We start from the raw sequence: 19129 nt of genomic DNA, 5'->3' as shown, positions 1-19129 counted from the left end.
AATTTCGCAGGGAGCGTTTGAAATGTTGTTTGAATGGGGCTGCTGGTTCGCGGCGCCCCGTCATGCCCCGGTCAAGCCGGGGCATGACAGTGGCGGCTGCGGCTTGATCAGCTCGGTATCCGATGCATCGCGCAGATCTTGTTGCCGTCGAGATCGCGCAGATAGGCGAGATACAGCTTGTTCCCCGCGCCCTCGCGGATGCCGGGCGGATTTTCGATCGGCGTTCCGCCGGCGGCAACGCCGGCGGCGTGCCACTTGTCGACCTGTTCCGGCGAGTTGGCAGCAAAGCCGATGGTGCCGCCGTTCGCACAGGTCGCCGGCTCGCCGTTGATCGGCTTGGTCACCGAGAACACGCCGGTCTTGGTGATGTAGAAGATGCGATGCCCGTCGACCCGCGCGGGTCGCACCTCGAGCGTGCCAAGCAGCGTGTCATAGAACGCCTTGGCTTTGTCGAGGTCGTTGGTGCCGATCATGATGTGTGAAAACATTTGCCCGTTCCCCTCACTACGATTTTAGCCCGGATGGAGCTTGGCGAAATCCGGGTCTTGCTTTTGGTCATCCCGGATTGCGCTTCGCTCCATCCGGGCTACGAGACTCAGAACGCCGTATAGCCGCCGTCGATCACGAACGTATCCGCGGTGTGATACGACGAGGCCTTGCTCATCAGATACACGGCGATGCCGCCGAAATCAGATGCCTCGCCGAAGCGACGCATCGGAATCCGCGGCATCACGTTGGCGACGAACTTTTCGTTGGCCATGATGCCCGCGGTCATGTCGCTTTTGATCCAGCCGGGCAGGATCGCATTCGCGGTGACGCCATGGCGGGCGAGCTCGACGCCGAGGGCGCGGACCAGCGCGTTGATCGCGGCCTTGGTCGCCGCATAATGCTCGTTTCGCGCGGTGCCGAAGATCGAGGCGAGGCTCGAGGTCGCGACCAGCCGGCCGAAGGGGTCGCCCGCATTGGCGCGGTCGGTCATGTGCCTTGCCGCCGCCTGGAACGCGTGGAACACTCCGTCGAGATTGGTCGCGAACATCGTGCGCCATTCCTCTTCGGTGCGCTCGATGAAGGACCTGCGGCCACCGCCGCCGATGCCGGCATTGGCGAAGCAGCCGTCGACCCGGCCGAAAATGTCGAGCGTCGCCTTCATCGCGGCATTGACGGAATTCGGATCGGTGACGTCGCAGACGCGGGCATCGATCTTGCCTGACAGACCCGCCATGCTCGCGGCAGCAACCTTGTTCTTGTCAGGATTGCGGCCCCAGATCGAGACGTTGCAGCCCTGGCCAGCGAGTGCTTGTGCAATGCCGAGCCCGATACCGCCATTGCCGCCGGTGATCACGGCGACGCGGCCGGTGAGATCGAAAAGGTTCATGGCGCGTTTCCTGTTTTTGTCACGACGCGCGTCAGCCTGTGCGCGCAAGATCATGCGATATGACGGTGGGGTATGCTTTCGCCACCATGGACAAGACCGCGCCAAAAATCAAATATGTGGCCTGGCAAGAAGTAATTCCGGTCTGCGAAACTGACGCAGGCGGCAACTGACGAGGAAACGATGCAGTTCGAACACGTCACGCTCGAATTCGATGGTTCGGTCGCGATTCTCCGGCTCGATCATCAGGAGGTGATGAACGCCGTCTCCGTGGACATGCTGGGCGGCCTTTCCGATGCGCTCGATACGATCGAAGAGAAAAGGGACGAGGTGCGCTGCGTCGTGTTGACCGGCGCCGGCCGCGCGTTCTGCACCGGTGCGAATCTGCAGGGGCGCAACAACCAGTCGAGGAAAACCAAGGCCGGCCTGACGCTCGAAACCGGTTTTCATCCGTTCTTGCGCCGCATCCGCAACCTGCACTGTCCGATCGTCACCGCGGTCAACGGCCCGGCCGCCGGCGCCGGCATGAGCTTCGCGCTGCTCGGCGACATGATCCTGTGCGCCCGCTCGTCCTATTTCCTGCAGGCCTTCCGCCGCATCGGCCTCGTGCCGGATTGCGGTTCGACCTGGCTCTTGCCGCGCCTGATCGGCAAGGCGCGCTCGGTCGAATTGTCGTTGATGGGTGAGCGCCTGCCGGCCGAGAAGGCGCTGGAATGGGGCCTCGTCAACCGCGTCTACGACGACGGCGCGCTGATGGAGGAAGCGATGAAGCTCGCGCGCGATCTCGCCAGTGGCCCGACGATCGCGCTGTCGCTGATCCGCAAGCTCTATTGGGACAGCCCGGAAAACTCTTTCGAGGAGCAGCTCAACCTCGAATTCCAGTGCCAGCTGCGCGCCGGCGATACGCAGGATTTCCGCGAGGGCGTCGGTGCCTTCCTGGAGAAGCGGCCCGCGCAGTTCAAAGGCAAATGATCGAGGCCGAGCTTTTTCGCAGCGTCCAGCGCTGGTGTCGCGGCGCGACCGGCGTCACCGGTGCTGCAAAGCTGTCCGGCGGCGCCAGTCAGGAGACCTGGCGCTTCGACATCGTGCATCCCGATGGACCGATCGGCGCGATCCTGCGCCGCTCGCCGAAGGGCTACGGCGCCGCGCCAACGCGCGCAGCGGGACTCGCTGCGGAAGCGCAACTGATGCAGCTCGCCTATGAGGCCGGCGTGCCGTCGCCGCGCGTGATGCATGTGCTGACGCCGGATGAGGATCTCGGCACCGGCTTCATCATGCAGCGGGTCGAGGGCGAGACCATCGCCCGCAAGATTCTTCGCGACGACGAGTTCGCGGCAGCGCGCCCACTGCTGGCGCGGCAGATTGGCGGCGTGCTCGCGGGCCTGCACAGGTTGCCGCGGGACAGACTGCCCGCGCTGCGCAGCAGATCGGCGACGCAGGAGATCTCCGAGTTCGATCGCGACTATCGCAGCCTCGATTGGCCGAAGCCCGTGTTCGAGCTGGCGCTGCGCTGGCTGCGCGACCACGATCCCGGTCCGTCGGCCGAGACGACACTGGTTCATGGTGACTTCCGCAACGGCAATCTCATCATCGGTTCGGACGGCGTCCGCGCCGTTCTCGACTGGGAGCTCGCCCATCTCGGCGATCCCATGGAAGATCTCGGCTGGGTCTGCGTCAACTCATGGCGGTTTGGCGAGATCGACAAGCCCGTCGGTGGGTTCGGCTCGCGCGAGGAACTGTTCGCAGGCTACGAGGCTGCGGGCCGCAAATGCGATCCGGCTCGGGTGAAATTCTGGGAAGTGATGGGTACGCTGCGCTGGGGCATCATGTGCGGCGGCATGATGCAGCGGTTCCGAGAAGGGCCGGATCATTCCATGGAACGTGCCATGATCGGCCGCCGTGCCTCGGAGACCGAGATCGATCTGCTACGGCTGCTTGCGCCGCGGGGAGGTTAGGCATGCAGGACGAACCGATACCGATCGAGTTGACCAAAGCGGTTTCCGATTTCCTCCGTAACGACATCATCCCGCTGATCTCCGGCCATCAGGCTTTCAAGCTGCGGGTCGCCATCAACATTCTCGATCTTGTGACGCGACAGCTTACGCAGGAGGAAGGGAGCGATGCGAGGGAAGTCGAGCGTCTGCGCGCGCTGCTTGGTATGGACGGGTCGGTGACTGATCTAAACCGCGTGCTCGCCGAGCGTATCGCCAAGGGCGAGGTTGATTTGGCAACGCCGGGCCTCGCCGAGCATCTCTGGCAGACGACGATGGACAAGCTCGCCGTTGATCAGCCGAATTATGCGTCGTACAAGCGCGAGTTGTCGCGAGGCGGGTAGGTGGCGCTCTATCTCTGTCATTGCGAGGAGCCCTTGTAAGCAATCCAGACTGCATCCACAGAGGCAATCTGGATAGCTTCGCTTCGCTCGTAATGGCGGACGGAGAGACCCGCTACTTCCCCACCCATTTCGGTGGTCGCTTCTCCGAGAACGCCTTCGGGCCTTCGATGTAGTCCTGCGAGGCCACCATCGCCTTCACCGCGGGATATTCGCGTTGCTCCTCGATCGCCTGCTCCAGCGAGACGGCGAGGCCCTTCCGGATGGTCTGCTTCGATGCCCGGATCGACATCGGCGAGTTCTTGGTGATCATCTCGGCCCAGCGCAGCGCGCCCGCAAGCGCTTCGCCTTGCGGCACCACTTCGTTGACGAAGCCGAGTTCATGGCCCTCCTTGGCGCTGACGTGGCGTGCGGTGAGGATCATGCCCATGGCGCGCTTGAGGCCGATCTGGCGCGGCAGGCGGTGCAGGCCGCCAGCGAGCGCGGCGAGGCCGACGCGCGGCTCGGGCAGGGCGAAGGTCGCATTCTCCGAGGCGATGATGAGGTCGCAGGCGAGTGCAATCTCGAAACCGCCGCCCATGGCGACGCCGTTGACCGCAGCGATGACCGGCTTGTCGCAGTCGAAGCGCGCGGTGAGGCCGGCGAAGCCGCCCTTGTCCCAGCCGCGCTTGCCGCCCGCCGCCTGCCACTTCAGATCGTTCCCGGCGCAGAACGCCTTGTCGCCGGCGCCAGTGACGACGGCGACCCACTGTTCGGGATCGGCCGCGAAATCGTCAAACACTTTGTTGAGCTCGAAATGCGCGTCGATGTGCAGCGCGTTGTAAACCTCGGGCCGCGACAGCGTGACGATCGTGATCGGCCCCTTGCGTTCCACCTTTGAGAATTTCAGATCCATCGCGCACTCCCGCATTTTCTTCCCTTGGAATATTGGCGTCATACTACCGCGCGCCCGTGCACGAGCAGCACCAAATTGCGCGGGTGCGGCTTGCGCTTCCTACACGCCTCGGCTTGCTTGACTTGCGCGCGCTCTTCTCACCTTAATCGTGCGAAGCAAAAAGCGCCTAGCGCCTTAACGCAAAACGAAGAATCATCCGGGAGAGAACCTGTGGATTTCTCATTGCCTGCCGATCTCGTCGCCTATCTCGGAGAGCTCGACCGTTTCATCGAGCGCGAGATCAAGCCGCTGGAGGAGGCCGACGACAACATCCGCTTCTTCGATCATCGCCGCGAATGGGCCCGCACCGATTTCGAGAATGGCGGCTTGCCGCGGCATGAATGGGAGCAGCTTCTGCGCAAGGCGAAGGATCTCGCCGACGCCGCCGGCCATCTGCGCTTTCCGGTGCCGAAGCAATATGGCGGCAAGGACGGCTCCAACCTCTGGATGGCCGTGATCCGCGAGCACTTTGCCGCGAAGGGCCTCGGCCTGCACAACGACCTCCAGAACGAGCATTCGATCGTCGGCAACTTTCCCGTGGTCACCATGCTCGACCGCTACGGACGCGACGACCAGAAGGCGATGATCGACGGCTCGATCAAGGGCAAGTACCGCATCACTTTTGGTTTGACGGAGCCGCATCACGGTTCGGACGCGACGCACATGGAGACGCGCGCGGTGCCTGCTGTCAGAGACAACGTCAAGGGCTGGATCATCAACGGCGAGAAGATGTGGACGACCGGCATGCACGTCGCCACACATTGCGCGCTGTTCGCGCGCACCAGCGGCAATGACGGCGATGCCCGCGGCATCACCTGCTTCCTGGTGCCGGCCAAGAGCCACGGCGTGAAGGTCGAAGAATACATGTGGACCTTCAACATGCCGACCGATCATCCGCGCGTGAGCTTTACGGATGTGTTCGTGCCCGAGGATGCGCAGTTCGGCGAGGTCGGCCGCGGCCTGTCGCTGGCGCAATGCTTCGTGCACCAGAACCGCATCCGCCAGGCTGCAAGCTCGCTCGGCGCTGCGGTCTACTGCATCAACGAGAGCGTGAAGTACGCGCGTGAGCGAAAGCCGTTCGGCAAGGCACTCGCCGAGAACCAGGCGATCCAGTTCCCGCTGGTCGAGCTTGCCACGCAGGCCGAGATGCTGCGCCTGTTGATCCGCAAGACCGCGTGGGAGATGGACCAGCTTAACGAGGAGCAGATCGAGCGCACGCTCTCCGACCGCGTCTCCATGTGCAACTACTGGGCAAATCGCCTCTGCTGCGAATCCGCCGACCGCGCCATGCAGGTCCATGGTGGCATGGGCTACTCACGCCACAAGCCGTTCGAGCACATCTACCGCCACCACCGTCGGTATCGCATCACCGAAGGCAGCGAGGAGATCCAGATGCGGAAAGTGGCGGGATTCCTGTTCGGGTATATGGGGCCGGGGAAGCATTGACCCAATGTCGTCCTGGCGAAAGCCAGGACCCATTACCCCAAGAAGGAGTTTGAGGCGTACCGGTAATCACCGGTCTTCGCCAAACTCAATCCAGTGGTGATGGGGTCCTGGATCTGCGCTTCGCTTGTCCAGGACGACGGCGAAATTCAATTCACCCGCCGATCCTTCCCCGCCCAATACGGCTCACGCAACTGCCGCCGCAAGATCTTGCCTGACGGGTTCCTCGGCAGGGCGGGCAAAAACTCCACGCTCTTCGGCGTCTTGAACCCGGCGATGCGCTCGCGGGTGAAGTTGATGATGTCGGTGGCGGTCGCCTCTTTGCCCGGCTTCATCACCACGACGGCTTTCACCGCCTCGCCCCATTTGTCGTCGGGCACGCCGATTACGGCGGCCTCTGCGACATCAGGATGATCGCACAGCGCGCTCTCGACCTCGGCGGGGTAGATGTTCTCGCCGCCGGAGATGATCATGTCCTTGATACGATCGTGGATGTAGAGATAGCCGTCCTCGTCCATGTAGCCGGCATCGCCCGTGCGCAGCCAGCCGTCGCCGCGCAGCGTCGAAGCGGTCGCTTCCGGCAGGTTCCAGTAGCCTGCCATGTTCGAACCCGAGCGCGTCGCGATCTCGCCGACCTGACGCGGCGGCAAGGGTTTGCCATCGGCATCGAGGATCGCGATCTCCACGCCGGGCAGGGCCTTGCCGGCCGAGCGCATCCGCTCCAGGCCCTCGACGTGATCCTCCGGCGGCAGCGCGACGATCGTGCCGGTCGTCTCGGTCATGCCGTACATCTGCACGAAACCGCATTTGAAGACCTCGATGCATTCCTTCAGCAGGGCCGCTGGAATGGGGGAGGCGCCGTACAGCATGTATTTCAGCCGCGAGAAGTCGACCGTCTTCGCGCGTGGCTGCCGCACCACGAACTGCATCGCCGCCGGCACCATGAAGAGTTTCGTGATGCCGGACTGCTCGAAGAAATCGAGGACCCTGGTCGGATCGAATTCGCGCGCGATCACGCCGCGGGCGCCGTGATAGAGCCCCATCACGCCCCAGCCGGAGCCGCCGATATGGAAGATCGGCATCGCGACCAGCGACACGTCGTCGGTCGACCAACGGTTCCATTCCGGCTTGTCCTCGGCATTGCCTGTCTGAACGAGGTTGAGGAAGTTCGCGTGGCTCAGCATCGCGCCCTTCGGCTTGCCCGTCGTGCCCGACGTGTAGAGCTGGATCGCGATGTCTTTCGTATCAATGGGTACCTTCGGATCGTCGCCGCTCTGTGCATCGCGCCACGCGGCAAAATCCTGCCATTCCGGCGCGCCGCCTTCGGTCGTGATGATGGTGCGCACGCCCGGGAGCTGATGCTTGATCTGGCGCACCTGGGTGATGAACTCCGGCCCGACGAACAGCACCGGGGCCTTGCAATCGGCAACGATGAACGCGACCTCGGGTCCAGCGAGCCGCCAGTTCACCGGCGCCATCACCACGCCGGCCTTCATCGCGCCCATCAACAGCTCGAAATAGAAATCACTGTTCTTGCCGAGATAGGCGATGCGATCGCCCTTCTTCACGCCCATCGCGATCAACGCGTTGGCGACCTTGTTGGTCCTGGTATCGAACTCGGCGAAGCTGGTGACGCGGCCCTCGAACTCGTATGCGATGGCGTTGCCGCGGCTCGCCGCGCGCTCGCGCACCATGTCGGCGAGGTCAGCCAATGGCTGTGTGGACATGTTTCTCCCTTGGCGCTCTGCTTTTATGCCGCGGAGTGTGGCGTCATCCGCGATTGAAGACAAGGTGGATGTGCTTGAAGCGTCGCTACTTCAACACTGTCATCCTGGCGAAAGCCAGGACGACTGCGGAGAGCGCAACTACCCCCGCTTCGCCCGGTCCTTCTCGTTTTGCGCCATGATGCTCTCCCGCGCGGTCTTCCAGTCGTCGTCGCTCCAGTCGCGGAGCTGGTAGAAGTTGCCGCCCATGGCGAGCGCCTGTGCGCCGTCCATGGCGATGGTCTCGCCGGTGATCCAGTTGCAGCCGCCGGAGATGAGGAATACCGCGAGGTTCTGCAGCTCCTCCATGGTGCCAACGCGGCCCATCGGGTTCATCGCCTTGGTGCGCGCACCGGCTTCGTCACCGGGCTTGATGCGCTTGCTCATGCCTTCGGTCGGGATCTCGCCCGGTGCGATCGTGTTGAGGCGGATGCCATAGCGGCCCCATTCGGTGGCGAGCGACATCGTCATCGCGTGAATCGCCGACTTGCTCATCGCCGACGGCACCACGTAAGGCGAGCCGTTGCGTACCCAGGTCACGGTGATCGACACGACGTTGCCGGGTTGCTTCAACGCGATCCAGCGCTTGCCGACCGCATGCGTCACGTAGAACGTGCCGTGCATGACGATGTTGGCGACGGCATCGAAGCCGCGCGGCGAGAGCTCTTCCGTGCGCGAGATGAAATTGCCGGCGGCGTTGTTGATGAGATCGGTCAGCGGCGCATCGCGAAAAATGTTCTCGACCATTTCTTCGACCGCGAGCGAATTGCGGATATCGACGCCGTGGCTGGTGACGCGGCCGCCATACTGATCCATCAGCTCGGTCGCGGTTTCGTCGCAGACGATCTTGCGCCGGCCGCAGATGTGCACCTCGGCGCCGAGCTGGAGGAAGCGCGCCGCCATCGACTTGCCGAGGCCGGTGCCTCCGCCGGTCACGAGAATGCGCCGCCCAGCCAGAAGATTTTCCTTGAACATGGCTGTTTCTCCCGTACGTATCGTCAGTTAATTGGTCGATTGACTAAATCCGGCCGTCGGCTTTCTGTAAAGCGGCACCGAACAAGAACAGGGGAGAATTCATCCATGGAAGAGCGCGTCTCGATCTCGATCTCGGAAGGCGTCGCCGACGTGCGCCTGGTGCGCGCGGACAAGATGAATGCGCTCGATCAGGCCATGTTCGAGGCCCTCGTCGCGGCAACCGAGCGGCTTTCGAAGGAAAAGGGCGTGCGCGTTGTCGTGCTGTCGGGCGAAGGCCGCGCCTTCTGCGCCGGCCTCGACATGGGGCGTTTTGCCGCCATGAAGGAGAAGGGCGGCAACGGAATTCCGGGTGGCGAAAATCGCGATCTCACCAAGCGGACTCACGGGCAGGCGAACTTCCCGCAACAGGCGGTATGGGGATGGCGCCAGCTTCCGGTTCCTGTGATCGCGGCGGTGCACGGCGTCGCCTTCGGTGGCGGCTTCCAGCTCTCGCTCGGCGCCGACATGCGCTTTCTCAGCTCAGATGCGCGCATGTCGATCATGGAAATCAAATGGGGGCTCGTGCCTGACATGGCGGGCACGCCGATCCTGGCCTCGCTGGTGCGCGACGACATCCTGCGCGACCTCACCTACACCGGCCGCATCTTCTCCGCGCAGGAGGCGATGACGTATGGCCTCGCTACGCGCATCTGTGACGATCCGCGCGCCGCCGCGCTCGAAGTCGCACGCGAGATCGCCGGCAAGAGTCCCGATGCGATCCGCGCGGCGAAGCGACTGCTCAACAATCTCTCGGTCGATCCGGGGCCGGCACTGCTGGCTGAATCAGTCGAGCAGCAGAAGCTGATCGGTAGTCCGAACCAGACCGAAGCCGTGCGCTCCAATCTGGAGAAGCGCGCGGCGAAGTATGCGGATTAGCCACCGTCATTCCGGGGCGATGCGAAGCATCGAGCCCGGAATCCATAACCACGATCGGGAGTATGGATTCCAGGCCTGCGCCTTCGGCGAATCCCGGAATGACGAGTGAGATTGTGGCCATGGTGTTCAACCCGACGAAAGATCGGACAACAAAAATGAACGAAACGTCCCCATTCCTCGGCATCGTCTCCGGCGATCGCCGTCGTTCCCATGCTGAGGTTGCCAATCGTGCCGACCGCATCGCATCCGGCCTCGCCAGGATCGGTGTCAAGCGAGGCGATTGCGTCTGCATGCTGATGCGCAACGACATCGCCTTCCTCGAGGCTGCCTACGCTGCGATGCGGCTGGGCGCCTATGGCGTCCCGATCAACTGGCACTTCAAGCCGGAGGAGATCAACTACATCCTCAACGATACCGGCACGTCCGTGCTGATCGGGCATACGGACATGCTGTACGCCCTGCGTGATGCCATTCCCGCTGGTGTCATCGTGCTCAGCGTGCCGACGCCGCCGGAGATCCTGAAGAATTACAAGATCGATCCGAATCATTTGAAGACACCCGACTTCGCCATCGATTTCGAATCCTGGCTCGCCCAATTCCAGCCCTATGACGGCCCGGTCGTGCCGCAGCCGATGAACATGATCTACACCTCGGGCACGACAGGCCATCCCAAGGGCGTGCGTCGCAATGCGCCGACGCCGGATCAGCAAGCAGCGGGCGAGCGCATGCGCGCGATGATCTATGGCCTCAAGCCCGGCGCCCGTGCGATCCTGCCGGGTCCACTCTATCATTCCGCGCCGAATTCGTTCGGCATCCGCGCGGGCAAGCTCGGCGGCGCGCTGGTTCTGATGCCACGCTTCGAGGCGGAAGAGTTTCTCGAGCTGATCGAGCGCTACAGGATCGACACCATCTTCATGGTGCCGACCATGTTCATCCGCCTGATGAAGCTGCCGGAGGCGATCCGCAAGAAATACGACGTGTCCTCGCTGCGCCACATCATCCACGCTGCCGCGCCATGTCCGGCCGACGTCAAGCGTGCCATGATCGAATGGTGGGGGCCGGTGATCTACGAATTCTACGGCTCGACAGAATCCAGCGCCGTCACCTTCGCGACCTCGGAGGATGCGCTGAAAAAGCCCGGCACGGTCGGCAAGATCTCGCCCGGCGCCGAGCTGCGCTTCATCGGCGATGACGGCCGCGTGCTCGGCGTCGGCGAGATCGGCGAGATCTATTCCCGCATGCCGGAGATGGCGGACTTTACTTACCACAACAAGCCGGAGAAACGCGCCGAGATCGACCGGGACGGCTTCATCACGTCGGGCGACGTCGGCTATATCGACGAGGACGGCTACGTCTTCATCTGCGACCGCAAGCGCGACATGGTGATATCAGGCGGCGTCAACATCTATCCTGCCGAGATTGAATCCGTGCTGCACGCCGTTCCGGGCGTGCATGATTGCGCGGTGTTCGGCATCCCCGATGCCGAGTTCGGCGAGGCCTTGATGGCCGTGGTCGAGCCGCAGCCGGGCGTCACGCTCGATGCCGCCGATGTGCGCTCAAGGCTGAAGACCTCACTCGCCGATTACAAGGTGCCGAAGCATATCGAGATCCGCACCGGACTGCCGCGCGAAGACTCCGGGAAAATCTTCAAGCGCCGGCTGCGCGACCCCTATTGGGAGCAGGCCGGTCGAAAAATCTGACAATTCGAGGAGCGACACATGACCGACGCGGCGAAGGAAGTCCTCTACGAGGTCACCGACCACATCGCGACCATCACTCTGAACGCGCCGGAGCGCATGAACACGATCTCTGGCCCGATGCTGAACGATCTGGCGCGGCTGCTGACCGAAGCCAATGAGGACAAGAACGTCCGCGTCGTGATCCTCACCGGCAAGGGCAGGGCGTTCTGCGCCGGTCTCGATCTGCGCAAGGAGCGTGACGGAAACGGTCTCAGTGCCGCATCCTCGCCGACCACGATCAACCTCCGCAACACGCCGCCGACGGTTTTGCAAGCCATGGACAAGCCGACCATCTGCGCCGTCAACGGCGGCGCGGCCGGTTATGGCATGGACACAGCCCTCGGCTGCGACATTCGGATCATGGCGGAGTCCTCGAAGCTCGCGGCTGCCTTCGTCAAGCGCGGCGTCGTGCCGGAATCCGGCGGCACCTGGCTGCTGCCGCGCATGCTCGGCTGGGCCAAGGCCTCCGAGCTGATCTTTACCGGCCGCACGCTCAGCGCGCGCGAATGTCTCGACTGGGGCCTCGCCAATGAAGTCGTGCCCGATGCAGAACTAATGAACCGCGCCACCGCCATCGCCCGCGAAATCGCCGCGAACGCGCCGCTCGCCGTGCAAGCCTCCAAGCGCATGATGCGGATGGGCCTGAACGAAAACTTCCACGACCACGTCCATCACGTCTATCTCCAGCTGCTGCCGCTGTTCAAGACACAGGACATGGCCGAAGGCATGAAGGCCTTCATGGAGAAGCGCGAACCCAAGTTCGAGGGACGGTAGGCTGCCTGAAATCCGCGCATAGGAGCTGTCTTCGCAACGACAGCTTTCGGGCCTATACAGCTGGGGTCATTTACACAGGGTAGTCCCATGGCCCCCGTTTCGATCCTGCTCAACATCATCTGGATACTCATCGGCGGTGCCTGGATGGCATTCGGCTGGCTGGTGGCATCCGTCATCATGGCGATCACCATCATCGGCCTGCCCTGGGCGCGGGCGGCGTTCAACATCGCCATTTACACGCTGCTGCCGTTCGGCTCGCGCGCGGTCAGCCGCGACGAGGTCACCGGCATGGGCGATATTGGCACGGGCGCCCTTGGGGTGATCGGCAACATCATCTGGCTCGTGCTGGCCGGCTGGTGGCTGGCGCTCGGCCATGTCCTGACGGCCGTGATCTACGCCATCACCATCATCGGCATTCCCTTCGCATGGGCCCATCTGAAGCTCGCGGGCATCGCGCTCTGGCCGATCGGCAAGGTGATCGTGCCGGCTTAGGGCGCGGACCCATAAATTTCGGCTTCCGACGGCAGAGCAGAAGTCACGGGTTTTGTTCGCAGTTGGCAGCTTGTGGCGCATAGCTGCCGTGGAGCAGGCTTCTCGGGTTGAGCGGCATATGCCGCACCCTCGGCGTGCCTATTTCATTTCCTGACAAGGGGCGTCCCTTGATCCATCGCAAGAAATTCCGTGCGGTCAGCATTACCAAGTTTCTGAAGACATCCGAATGGAAGTCGATGGAACTGAGAGAAACGGAGATGACCGATGGCCAACAGGCAAGTCGTGATCTGTTCACCTGTACGCACCGCTATCGGCACTTATGGCGGAACGCTGAAGGATCTGCCCGCGGTCGATCTCGGTACCGTGGCAATCCGCGCATCGATCGAACGTGCGAAATTGTCGCCCGATGATGTCGGCAGCGTCGTCATGGGCAACGTGATCCAAGCTGGCAACAAGATGAATCCGGCCCGGCAAGCTGCCATCAATGCCGGCGTCCCCGTCGCTGTTCCGGCCCTGACGGTCAACCGCGTCTGTGGCTCGGGTGCGCAGGCGATCGCGAGCGCCGCTCAGGAGGTGATGCTCGGGTTCATTGACAGCGCGGTCGCCGGCGGCATGGAGAACATGGACCGTGCACCGTATCTCATGGGCTCCGGACGGTGGGGCTATCGCATGGGTGACGCGAAGATTTTTGATGCGATGCTGATGGACGGTCTAAACGACGCCTTCTCCGGTCAGCATTCCGGTTGGCACACTGAGGATCTCGCGGCCTCGCATCAGATCACCCGTGACGAACAGGACCGCTGGGCCGAACGCTCGCAAAAGCGCTTTTCCGAGGCGCAGGCTTCCGGCAAGTTCGCCTCGGAAATCGCGGCGGTCGAAATTGCCTCCCGGAAGGGTCCGGCAAAATTCGACAAGGACGAGCACAACCGTCCAGACACCACCATCGAAAGCCTTGCAAAGCTCAAACCGGCTTTCCGCAAGGAGGGTACGATCACGGCGGGCAACGCGCCCGGACTCAATACCGGCGCGTCGGCAATGATCGTGGCGGAGCGCGCGTGGGCCGACAAGAAGGGCCTGACGCCCATGGCACGCCTGGTCGCCTACGGAATCGGCGCAGTCGAACCAGGTATGTTCGGATTGGGACCGGTTCCGGCCGTCAACCAGGCCCTCGAACGGGCCGGCTGGAAAACCTCAGACATCCAACGGATCGAGATCAACGAGGCCTTCGCTGCGATCGCAATTGCGGTCGCGAACGACCTCGGTCTCGACTCGAGTATCGTCAACGTGGAAGGCGGCGCGATCGCGCACGGTCATCCGATCGGCGCCTCGGGAGCAGTGCTTACCACTCGATTGCTGCACTCGATGAAGCGCGACGGTGTCGAGAAAGGCATCGTCACTCTTTGCATCGGCGGCGGTCAGGGAATTGCCCTTGCGCTTGAATCGATGATTTGAGCCCGTCCGCGCGAGCCCTTCGGCGCGCGGCGGCGTGCCGGACGATATTGGCCAATCCCGAGACAGCTAATGCTTCACTTTCGCGCGCTGACCGCTCCGACCTCGTTTCTGTTTTTTACTGGAAAGGGCGGCGTGGGTAAGACATCTCTTGCGTGCGCCACGGCCGTGGGCCTGGCCGACCGCGGACTGCGTGTGCTTCTTGTGAGTACCGATCCTGCGTCGAACCTCGACGAAATGCTCGAGGTTACTCTGACCGACCGCCCGACCCCGGTGCCAAACGTCACCAGACTTTCGGCAATGAATATCGATCCGGAGGCTGCCGCCGAGAGTTATCGCGCCCGTGTCCTTGAACGACTCGGACCAGACGTTACCGCCGGCGAGCGATTGACCGTGCGCGAGCAACTCTCCGGCGCTTGCACAACGGAAATCGCCGCCTTCGACGAGTTCGTCGGATTGCTGGACGGCGATATGGGTGGGTTCGACCACATTGTATTCGATACGGCCCCGACCGGCCACACGCTAAGGCTCCTGAGCCTGCCAAAGGCTTGGACCGGCTTTCTCAAGGGCAATGATCGGGGAGCATCCTGCCTCGGGCCGCATTCCGGCTTGAAGATGCAGGAGGACCGCTTTCAAAAGGCGCTCCGGGCCCTGGGCGATTCCAGGCGGACGACCATTATCCTCGTCACCCGCCCGGATCACGGCGCTATCCGTGAAGCGACCAGGACATCGGGCGAGCTTGATGTGCTCAATCTCTCGAACCAACTCCTGGTGGTCAACGGACGGTTCCACGCGACCGATCTCACCGACGCCGTCGCGGTTGCGCTTGAACGGGATCAGGACGAGGCCTTGGCCGCAATGCCCGCGTCGCTCGCAAGACTGCCGCGAGACGAAATCCCTTTGCTTGGGTTCGACATCGTGGGGCTCACGGCTCTAAGGGCAGTGCTGGCGCCCGCCAATCAGCCGTCAGCAGTTTCGGGCCAGTCAAGCGCAGAACCGGTCGACCTGCCGGGCCTGGAACGGTTGGTCGATGACATCGCGCGGGACAAGCACGGTCTCATCATGGTGATGGGCAAAGGAGGCGTCGGAAAGACGACGATTGCGGCTGCCATCGCGGTGGGATTGGCCAAGCGGGGGCATGCCGTCCATCTCAGCACGACCGATCCTGCAGCTCACGTAGCTTTCGTCGTCGATGGCGCCATGCCCGGCTTGACGGTCGACCGGATCGACCCGCGGGTCGAGACGGAGCGGTATGTCGCGAAGATCCTCGCGAGCCGGGGCCGGGACCTGGACGAGCAAGGTAAGGCTCTGCTGCTCGAAGACCTCGCTTCCCCATGCACCGAGGAGGTCGCCGTGTTCCACGCCTTCTCGCACGTCGTTGCGGAGGCCAGGAGCGCCTTCGTTGTCCTCGATACGGCGCCGACGGGCCACACACTCCTATTGCTGGACGCGACCGGCGCCTATCATCGCCAGATGACGAGCCAACTTGCACCGACGGCTGCTGGACGAATCGTCACTCCGCTGATGAGGCTCCAAGATCCGGCTCACACCAAGGTGATCCTGGTGACCTTACCGGAAACGACTCCGGTTTCCGAGGCGGCTTCCCTTCAGCAAGATTTGCGGCGGGCGAACATCGAACCGTACGGCTGGGTCATCAACAAGAGCTTTGCTGTCTCCGGAGTCCGCGATTCTCTGCTGCGGCTTCGGCTTGATAAAGAACGGACGCAAATAGCTCGCGTTCAGAACGGTCTCGCAAAACGCGCTTTTCTGATCGGCTGGAGAGCCAGGCCGCCGGTCGGTGTGGAAGAGCTTCGGATGCTCTCATGAACTTGCTCTTTCGCGCTGGCTTACGTCTTGGTTGGACCCAGTTCGAACAGCCCGGCTAGACTAGAGGTCACCAGCATGCGTCTTTCGCGCGCGGGCCGTGGGTGCCGACCTGTGCCCTTTAGTTCTCGATAAAGGGCGAAACGGACAGCAAAACTTCGGGCGAATGCGTCGCGAGTCCGAGAATATCCCCCAAGATCGGCGCCGTTGCCGCGCCGCCGCCAACTTCATCTTGCACTGCGGCAGAAAAATATCGCACACTCGGCAGGCCGGGGAGCCATAGGGAGCTCTACAAGGGGAGCGAGCCATGTCCCTCCAGACCATACCATCCGACTCTGCCGATCTTCGCCCGAACCGTCCCGAGGACGTCCAGGCGCTCGAGGCGGACGCGCGGCTGCGCGACGATATCCGCCTGCTCGGGCGCATCCTGGGCGACACCGTGCGCGACCAGGAGGGGGCTGAATTGTTCGACCTGGTCGAGCGCATCCGCCAGACCTCGATCCGGTTCCACCGCGACGAGGACCGCCTTGCCCGCCGCGAGCTCGAACAGATCCTCGACAGCATGCCGACATCCGAGACGGTGCGGATCGTCCGCGCCTTCAGCTATTTTTCCCACCTCGCCAACATTGCCGAGGACCAGAACAACATCCGCCAGATGCGTGCCGGAAAGAATGGCGGCTCCGGCGTGTTGGCGGAGACGCTCGCCAAGGCCAAGGCCGCTGGTATCGGCACCGACGCGCTGCGCAGCTTCTTCAAGAGCGCGCTCGTCAGCCCGGTGCTGACCGCCCATCCGACCGAAGTCCGCCGCAAGAGCACCATGGATCGCGAGATGGAGGTCGCTGCGCTGCTCGACCGCCGCGAACGGGTTGCTTTGACTGCGGACGAGGCCGCTGCCAGTGACGAGCAGCTTCGGCGCGAGGTGCTGACGCTGTGGCAGACCAATCTGCTCCGCCGCACCAAGCTCACCGTGCTCGACGAGGTCGCCAACGGCCTGTCGTTCTACGATTACACCTTCCTGCGCGAGGTGCCGCGGCTGGTCAATGCGCTGGAGGACCGGCTCGAGGAGGGCGGCGAGCAGGCCGCCAGCGAGCTCGCCTCGTTCCTGCGCATGGGCAGCTGGATCGGCGGCGACCGCGATGGCAATCCCTTCGTCACCGCCGACGTGATGCGCGGCACGCTGCGGCTCCAGTCCAGCCGGGTGATGCAGTTTTACCTGAACGAGCTGCACGTGCTCGGCTCGGAATTGTCGATCGCGGCGCATCTCGCCGACGTGTCCGAGGAGTTGCGGAACCTCGCGGAGCGCTCGCCCGACACCTCGCCGCACCGGAGCGGCGAGCCCTATCGCCTCGCGGTCTCCGGCATCTATGCCCGCCTGACTGCGACCGCCGAGAAGCTCGAGGTCGAAATCACCCGCCGGCCGGTCGGCAAGGGGGCGCCTTACGAGAGCGTCAAGGAGCTGCAGGCCGATCTCGACGTGCTGCACCGCTCGCTGATCTCCAACAATGCCCGCGTCATCGCGCGCGGTCGGCTACGGCTATTGCGCCGCGCCGTCGATTGCTTCGGCTTCCACCTGGCGCGGCTCGACATCCGCCAGAACTCTGCCGTTCACGAACGCACCATTGCCGAGCTGATGGATGCCGCCAACCCCGGCATGTCCTATCTCGCGCTCGGCGAGGAGGCGCGCATCTCGCTCCTGACCAACGAACTGCGCTCGACGCGCGCGCTGGTGTCGCCTTTCGTCAAGTACAGCGACGAGACCATGGGCGAACTCAACGTTTTCCATGCCGCGGCGGAAGCGCACGCGAAGTTCGGCTCGGATTCGATTCCCCAATGCATCATCTCGATGTGCAAGGGAATGTCGGACATGCTCGAGGTCGCGGTACTGCTGAAGGAGGTCGGCCTCGTCCATCCCTCCGGGCGGAGCGCCGTCAACATCGTGCCGCTGTTCGAGACCATCGAGGATTTGCAGGCCTCATCCGGCATCATGGACCGCATGCTGTCGTTGCACGATTACCGCCGCCTCGTCGACAGCCGCGGCAGCGTCCAGGAGGTCATGCTCGGCTATTCCGACTCGAACAAGGACGGCGGCTTCGTCACTTCGGGCTGGGAGCTCTACAAGGCCGAGATCTGCCTCGTCGAGGTGTTCGAGCGCCATCACGTGCGCCTGCGCCTGTTCCACGGCCGCGGCGGCTCGGTCGGTCGCGGTGGCGGACCGAGCTATGACGCCATCGTCGCCCAGCCCGGCGGGGCCGTGAACGGCCAGATCCGCATCACCGAGCAGGGCGAGATCATCTCGTCGAAATATTCCAACGCCGAAGTCGGCCGCAACAATCTCGAGATCCTGGCGGCTGCGACGCTGGATGCGAGCCTGCTGCAGCCGAGCCAGAGTGCGCCGCGCCGCGAATACCTGACCGCGATGGACGAGCTTTCAAATCTCGCCTTCAAGGCCTATCGCGGCCTGGTCTACGAGACCGACGGCTTTGTCGATTATTTCTGGTCCTCGACCGTGATCAACGAGATCGCGACGCTGAACATCGGCAGCCGTCCGGCCTCGCGCAAGAAGACCCGCGCCATCGAGGATTTGCGCGCGATCCCCTGGGTGTTCTCCTGGGCGCAATGCCGCCTGATGCTGCCGGGCTGGTATGGCTTTGGTAGCGCGGTCGAGCAATGGATCGCGGCGCATCCGCAACAGGGCATGCCGTTCCTGAAAGAGCTTTACAAGGAATGGCCGTTCTTCCGCATGCTGCTGTCGAACATGGACATGGTGCTGGCGAAAAGTTCGATCGCGATCGCCTCGCGCTATGCCGAACTGGTACCAGACGAGGCGCTGCGCGAGAAGATTTTTGGGCGCATCCGCCGCGAATGGCATTCCTGCATCGAGACGCTGCTCGACATCATGGGCCAGGACCGCCTGCTGCAAGGCAACCCGCTGCTGGAGCGCTCCGTGCGTCACCGCTTCCCCTATCTCGACCCGCTCAACCATGTGCAGGTCGAGCTCTTGCGGGAGCACCGCGCGCAGAACCCCGACGAGCAGGTGCTGCGCGGGATTCAGCTCACCATCAACGGCATCTCGGCGGGCTTGCGGAATACGGGGTAGGTCCTCTCCCTCGCCCGCAG

The 19129-nt window shown here is 63.3% G+C and carries 16 protein-coding genes; 11 read left to right on the top strand and 5 right to left on the bottom strand.

Annotation, left to right across the window (positions count from 1 at the left end):
- Positions 1 to 107: 107 nt before the first annotated feature.
- Both QY049_RS31840 and QY049_RS31835 read right to left on the bottom strand, forming a co-directional pair.
- Positions 108 to 488 carry a VOC family protein gene (locus QY049_RS31840; RefSeq protein ID WP_258762521.1) on the bottom strand — a complete coding sequence of 127 codons (381 nt, stop codon included), beginning with the start codon at positions 486 to 488 and terminating at the stop codon, positions 108 to 110.
- Between the two features lie 107 nt (positions 489 to 595).
- Positions 596 to 1375: an SDR family NAD(P)-dependent oxidoreductase gene (locus QY049_RS31835; RefSeq protein WP_301270388.1), complete on the bottom strand. Its 780-nt coding sequence runs from the start codon at positions 1373 to 1375 to the stop codon at positions 596 to 598.
- 180 nt (positions 1376 to 1555) lie between these two features.
- On the opposite strand from QY049_RS31835, the gene QY049_RS31830 reads away from it, so the two are divergent.
- From QY049_RS31830 to QY049_RS31820, 3 genes are read left to right on the top strand one after another with little or no spacing between them, the layout of a single operon-like run.
- On the top strand, positions 1556 to 2344 hold the full coding sequence (locus QY049_RS31830) for an enoyl-CoA hydratase/isomerase (protein WP_258762519.1): 789 nt from the start codon (positions 1556 to 1558) through the stop codon (positions 2342 to 2344).
- The gene (locus tag QY049_RS31825; RefSeq protein WP_258762518.1) at positions 2341 to 3327 is read left to right on the top strand and encodes a phosphotransferase family protein; all 987 of its coding nucleotides are present in this window, start codon (positions 2341 to 2343) and stop codon (positions 3325 to 3327) included. Before QY049_RS31830 ends, QY049_RS31825 begins: the two co-directional genes overlap by 4 nt.
- Positions 3328 to 3329: 2 nt before the next feature.
- Positions 3330 to 3707, top strand: a complete 378-nt coding sequence (locus QY049_RS31820) for a DUF6285 domain-containing protein (RefSeq protein WP_258762517.1) — start codon at positions 3330 to 3332, stop codon at positions 3705 to 3707.
- A 112-nt stretch (positions 3708 to 3819) separates the two neighbouring features.
- Here QY049_RS31820 and QY049_RS31815 read toward each other — a convergent pair whose 3' ends face one another.
- On the bottom strand, positions 3820 to 4599 hold the full coding sequence (locus tag QY049_RS31815; RefSeq protein ID WP_258762515.1) for an enoyl-CoA hydratase-related protein: 780 nt from the start codon (positions 4597 to 4599) through the stop codon (positions 3820 to 3822).
- Positions 4600 to 4809: 210 nt separating this feature from the next.
- Between QY049_RS31815 and QY049_RS31810 the strand changes: the two genes are divergently transcribed.
- Positions 4810 to 6084 (top strand): acyl-CoA dehydrogenase family protein, encoded by a 1275-nt coding sequence (locus QY049_RS31810; protein ID WP_194476924.1) that lies wholly within the window; start codon positions 4810 to 4812, stop codon positions 6082 to 6084.
- A gap of 146 nt (positions 6085 to 6230) precedes the next feature.
- On the opposite strand, the gene QY049_RS31805 is transcribed toward QY049_RS31810, so the two are convergent.
- Together QY049_RS31805 and QY049_RS31800 are read right to left on the bottom strand one after the other, a co-directional pair.
- Positions 6231 to 7808 carry a fatty acid--CoA ligase gene (locus QY049_RS31805; protein WP_258762514.1) on the bottom strand — a complete coding sequence of 526 codons (1578 nt, stop codon included), beginning with the start codon at positions 7806 to 7808 and terminating at the stop codon, positions 6231 to 6233.
- A gap of 138 nt (positions 7809 to 7946) precedes the next feature.
- Complete coding sequence (locus tag QY049_RS31800; protein WP_258762513.1) at positions 7947 to 8819, bottom strand: SDR family oxidoreductase; 873 nt, start codon at positions 8817 to 8819, stop codon at positions 7947 to 7949.
- A gap of 105 nt (positions 8820 to 8924) precedes the next feature.
- Here QY049_RS31800 and QY049_RS31795 point away from each other — a divergent pair, with 105 nt between their 5' ends.
- The 7 genes from QY049_RS31795 (at position 8925) to ppc (ending at position 19109) form a co-directional block, all read left to right on the top strand.
- Positions 8925 to 9734, top strand: a complete 810-nt coding sequence (locus tag QY049_RS31795; protein ID WP_194476921.1) for a crotonase/enoyl-CoA hydratase family protein — start codon at positions 8925 to 8927, stop codon at positions 9732 to 9734.
- Between the two features lie 155 nt (positions 9735 to 9889).
- The gene (locus QY049_RS31790) at positions 9890 to 11434 is read left to right on the top strand and encodes an acyl-CoA synthetase (protein WP_258762512.1); all 1545 of its coding nucleotides are present in this window, start codon (positions 9890 to 9892) and stop codon (positions 11432 to 11434) included.
- Positions 11435 to 11452: 18 nt separating this feature from the next.
- Entirely contained in the window at positions 11453 to 12247 is a 795-nt protein-coding gene (locus QY049_RS31785) for an enoyl-CoA hydratase/isomerase family protein (RefSeq protein ID WP_194476919.1), read from the top strand.
- Between the two features lie 87 nt (positions 12248 to 12334).
- Positions 12335 to 12739: a YccF domain-containing protein gene (locus tag QY049_RS31780; protein ID WP_194476918.1), complete on the top strand. Its 405-nt coding sequence runs from the start codon at positions 12335 to 12337 to the stop codon at positions 12737 to 12739.
- 264 nt (positions 12740 to 13003) lie between these two features.
- Positions 13004 to 14191, top strand: a complete 1188-nt coding sequence (locus QY049_RS31775) for an acetyl-CoA C-acyltransferase (protein ID WP_258762511.1) — start codon at positions 13004 to 13006, stop codon at positions 14189 to 14191.
- 69 nt (positions 14192 to 14260) lie between these two features.
- Positions 14261 to 16015, top strand: a complete 1755-nt coding sequence (arsA, locus tag QY049_RS31770) for an arsenical pump-driving ATPase (protein ID WP_258762510.1) — start codon at positions 14261 to 14263, stop codon at positions 16013 to 16015.
- A gap of 304 nt (positions 16016 to 16319) precedes the next feature.
- Complete coding sequence (gene ppc, locus QY049_RS31765; protein ID WP_258762509.1) at positions 16320 to 19109, top strand: phosphoenolpyruvate carboxylase; 2790 nt, start codon at positions 16320 to 16322, stop codon at positions 19107 to 19109.
- Positions 19110 to 19129 lie beyond the last annotated feature (20 nt).

Source organism: Bradyrhizobium sp. WYCCWR 13022 (genome assembly GCF_030435535.1).
Taxonomy (GTDB): domain Bacteria; phylum Pseudomonadota; class Alphaproteobacteria; order Rhizobiales; family Xanthobacteraceae; genus Bradyrhizobium.
Note: the sequence above shows the minus strand (reverse complement) of the source record. Positions and strands in the feature narration are given on the sequence as shown.

Coding starts and splice junctions, on each gene's coding strand:
- ppc (WP_258762509.1), top strand. CDS start 16,320: ATGTCCCTCCAGACCATACCATCCGACTCTGCCGATCTTCGCCCGAAC.
- QY049_RS31780 (WP_194476918.1), top strand. CDS start 12,335: ATGGCCCCCGTTTCGATCCTGCTCAACATCATCTGGATACTCATCGGC.
- QY049_RS31815 (WP_258762515.1), bottom strand. CDS start 4,599: ATGGATCTGAAATTCTCAAAGGTGGAACGCAAGGGGCCGATCACGATC.
- QY049_RS31835 (WP_301270388.1), bottom strand. CDS start 1,375: ATGAACCTTTTCGATCTCACCGGCCGCGTCGCCGTGATCACCGGCGGC.
- QY049_RS31790 (WP_258762512.1), top strand. CDS start 9,890: ATGAACGAAACGTCCCCATTCCTCGGCATCGTCTCCGGCGATCGCCGT.
- QY049_RS31820 (WP_258762517.1), top strand. CDS start 3,330: ATGCAGGACGAACCGATACCGATCGAGTTGACCAAAGCGGTTTCCGAT.
- QY049_RS31795 (WP_194476921.1), top strand. CDS start 8,925: ATGGAAGAGCGCGTCTCGATCTCGATCTCGGAAGGCGTCGCCGACGTG.
- QY049_RS31825 (WP_258762518.1), top strand. CDS start 2,341: ATGATCGAGGCCGAGCTTTTTCGCAGCGTCCAGCGCTGGTGTCGCGGC.
- QY049_RS31785 (WP_194476919.1), top strand. CDS start 11,453: ATGACCGACGCGGCGAAGGAAGTCCTCTACGAGGTCACCGACCACATC.
- QY049_RS31840 (WP_258762521.1), bottom strand. CDS start 488: ATGTTTTCACACATCATGATCGGCACCAACGACCTCGACAAAGCCAAG.
- QY049_RS31800 (WP_258762513.1), bottom strand. CDS start 8,819: ATGTTCAAGGAAAATCTTCTGGCTGGGCGGCGCATTCTCGTGACCGGC.
- QY049_RS31830 (WP_258762519.1), top strand. CDS start 1,556: ATGCAGTTCGAACACGTCACGCTCGAATTCGATGGTTCGGTCGCGATT.
- QY049_RS31805 (WP_258762514.1), bottom strand. CDS start 7,808: ATGTCCACACAGCCATTGGCTGACCTCGCCGACATGGTGCGCGAGCGC.
- arsA (WP_258762510.1), top strand. CDS start 14,261: ATGCTTCACTTTCGCGCGCTGACCGCTCCGACCTCGTTTCTGTTTTTT.
- QY049_RS31775 (WP_258762511.1), top strand. CDS start 13,004: ATGGCCAACAGGCAAGTCGTGATCTGTTCACCTGTACGCACCGCTATC.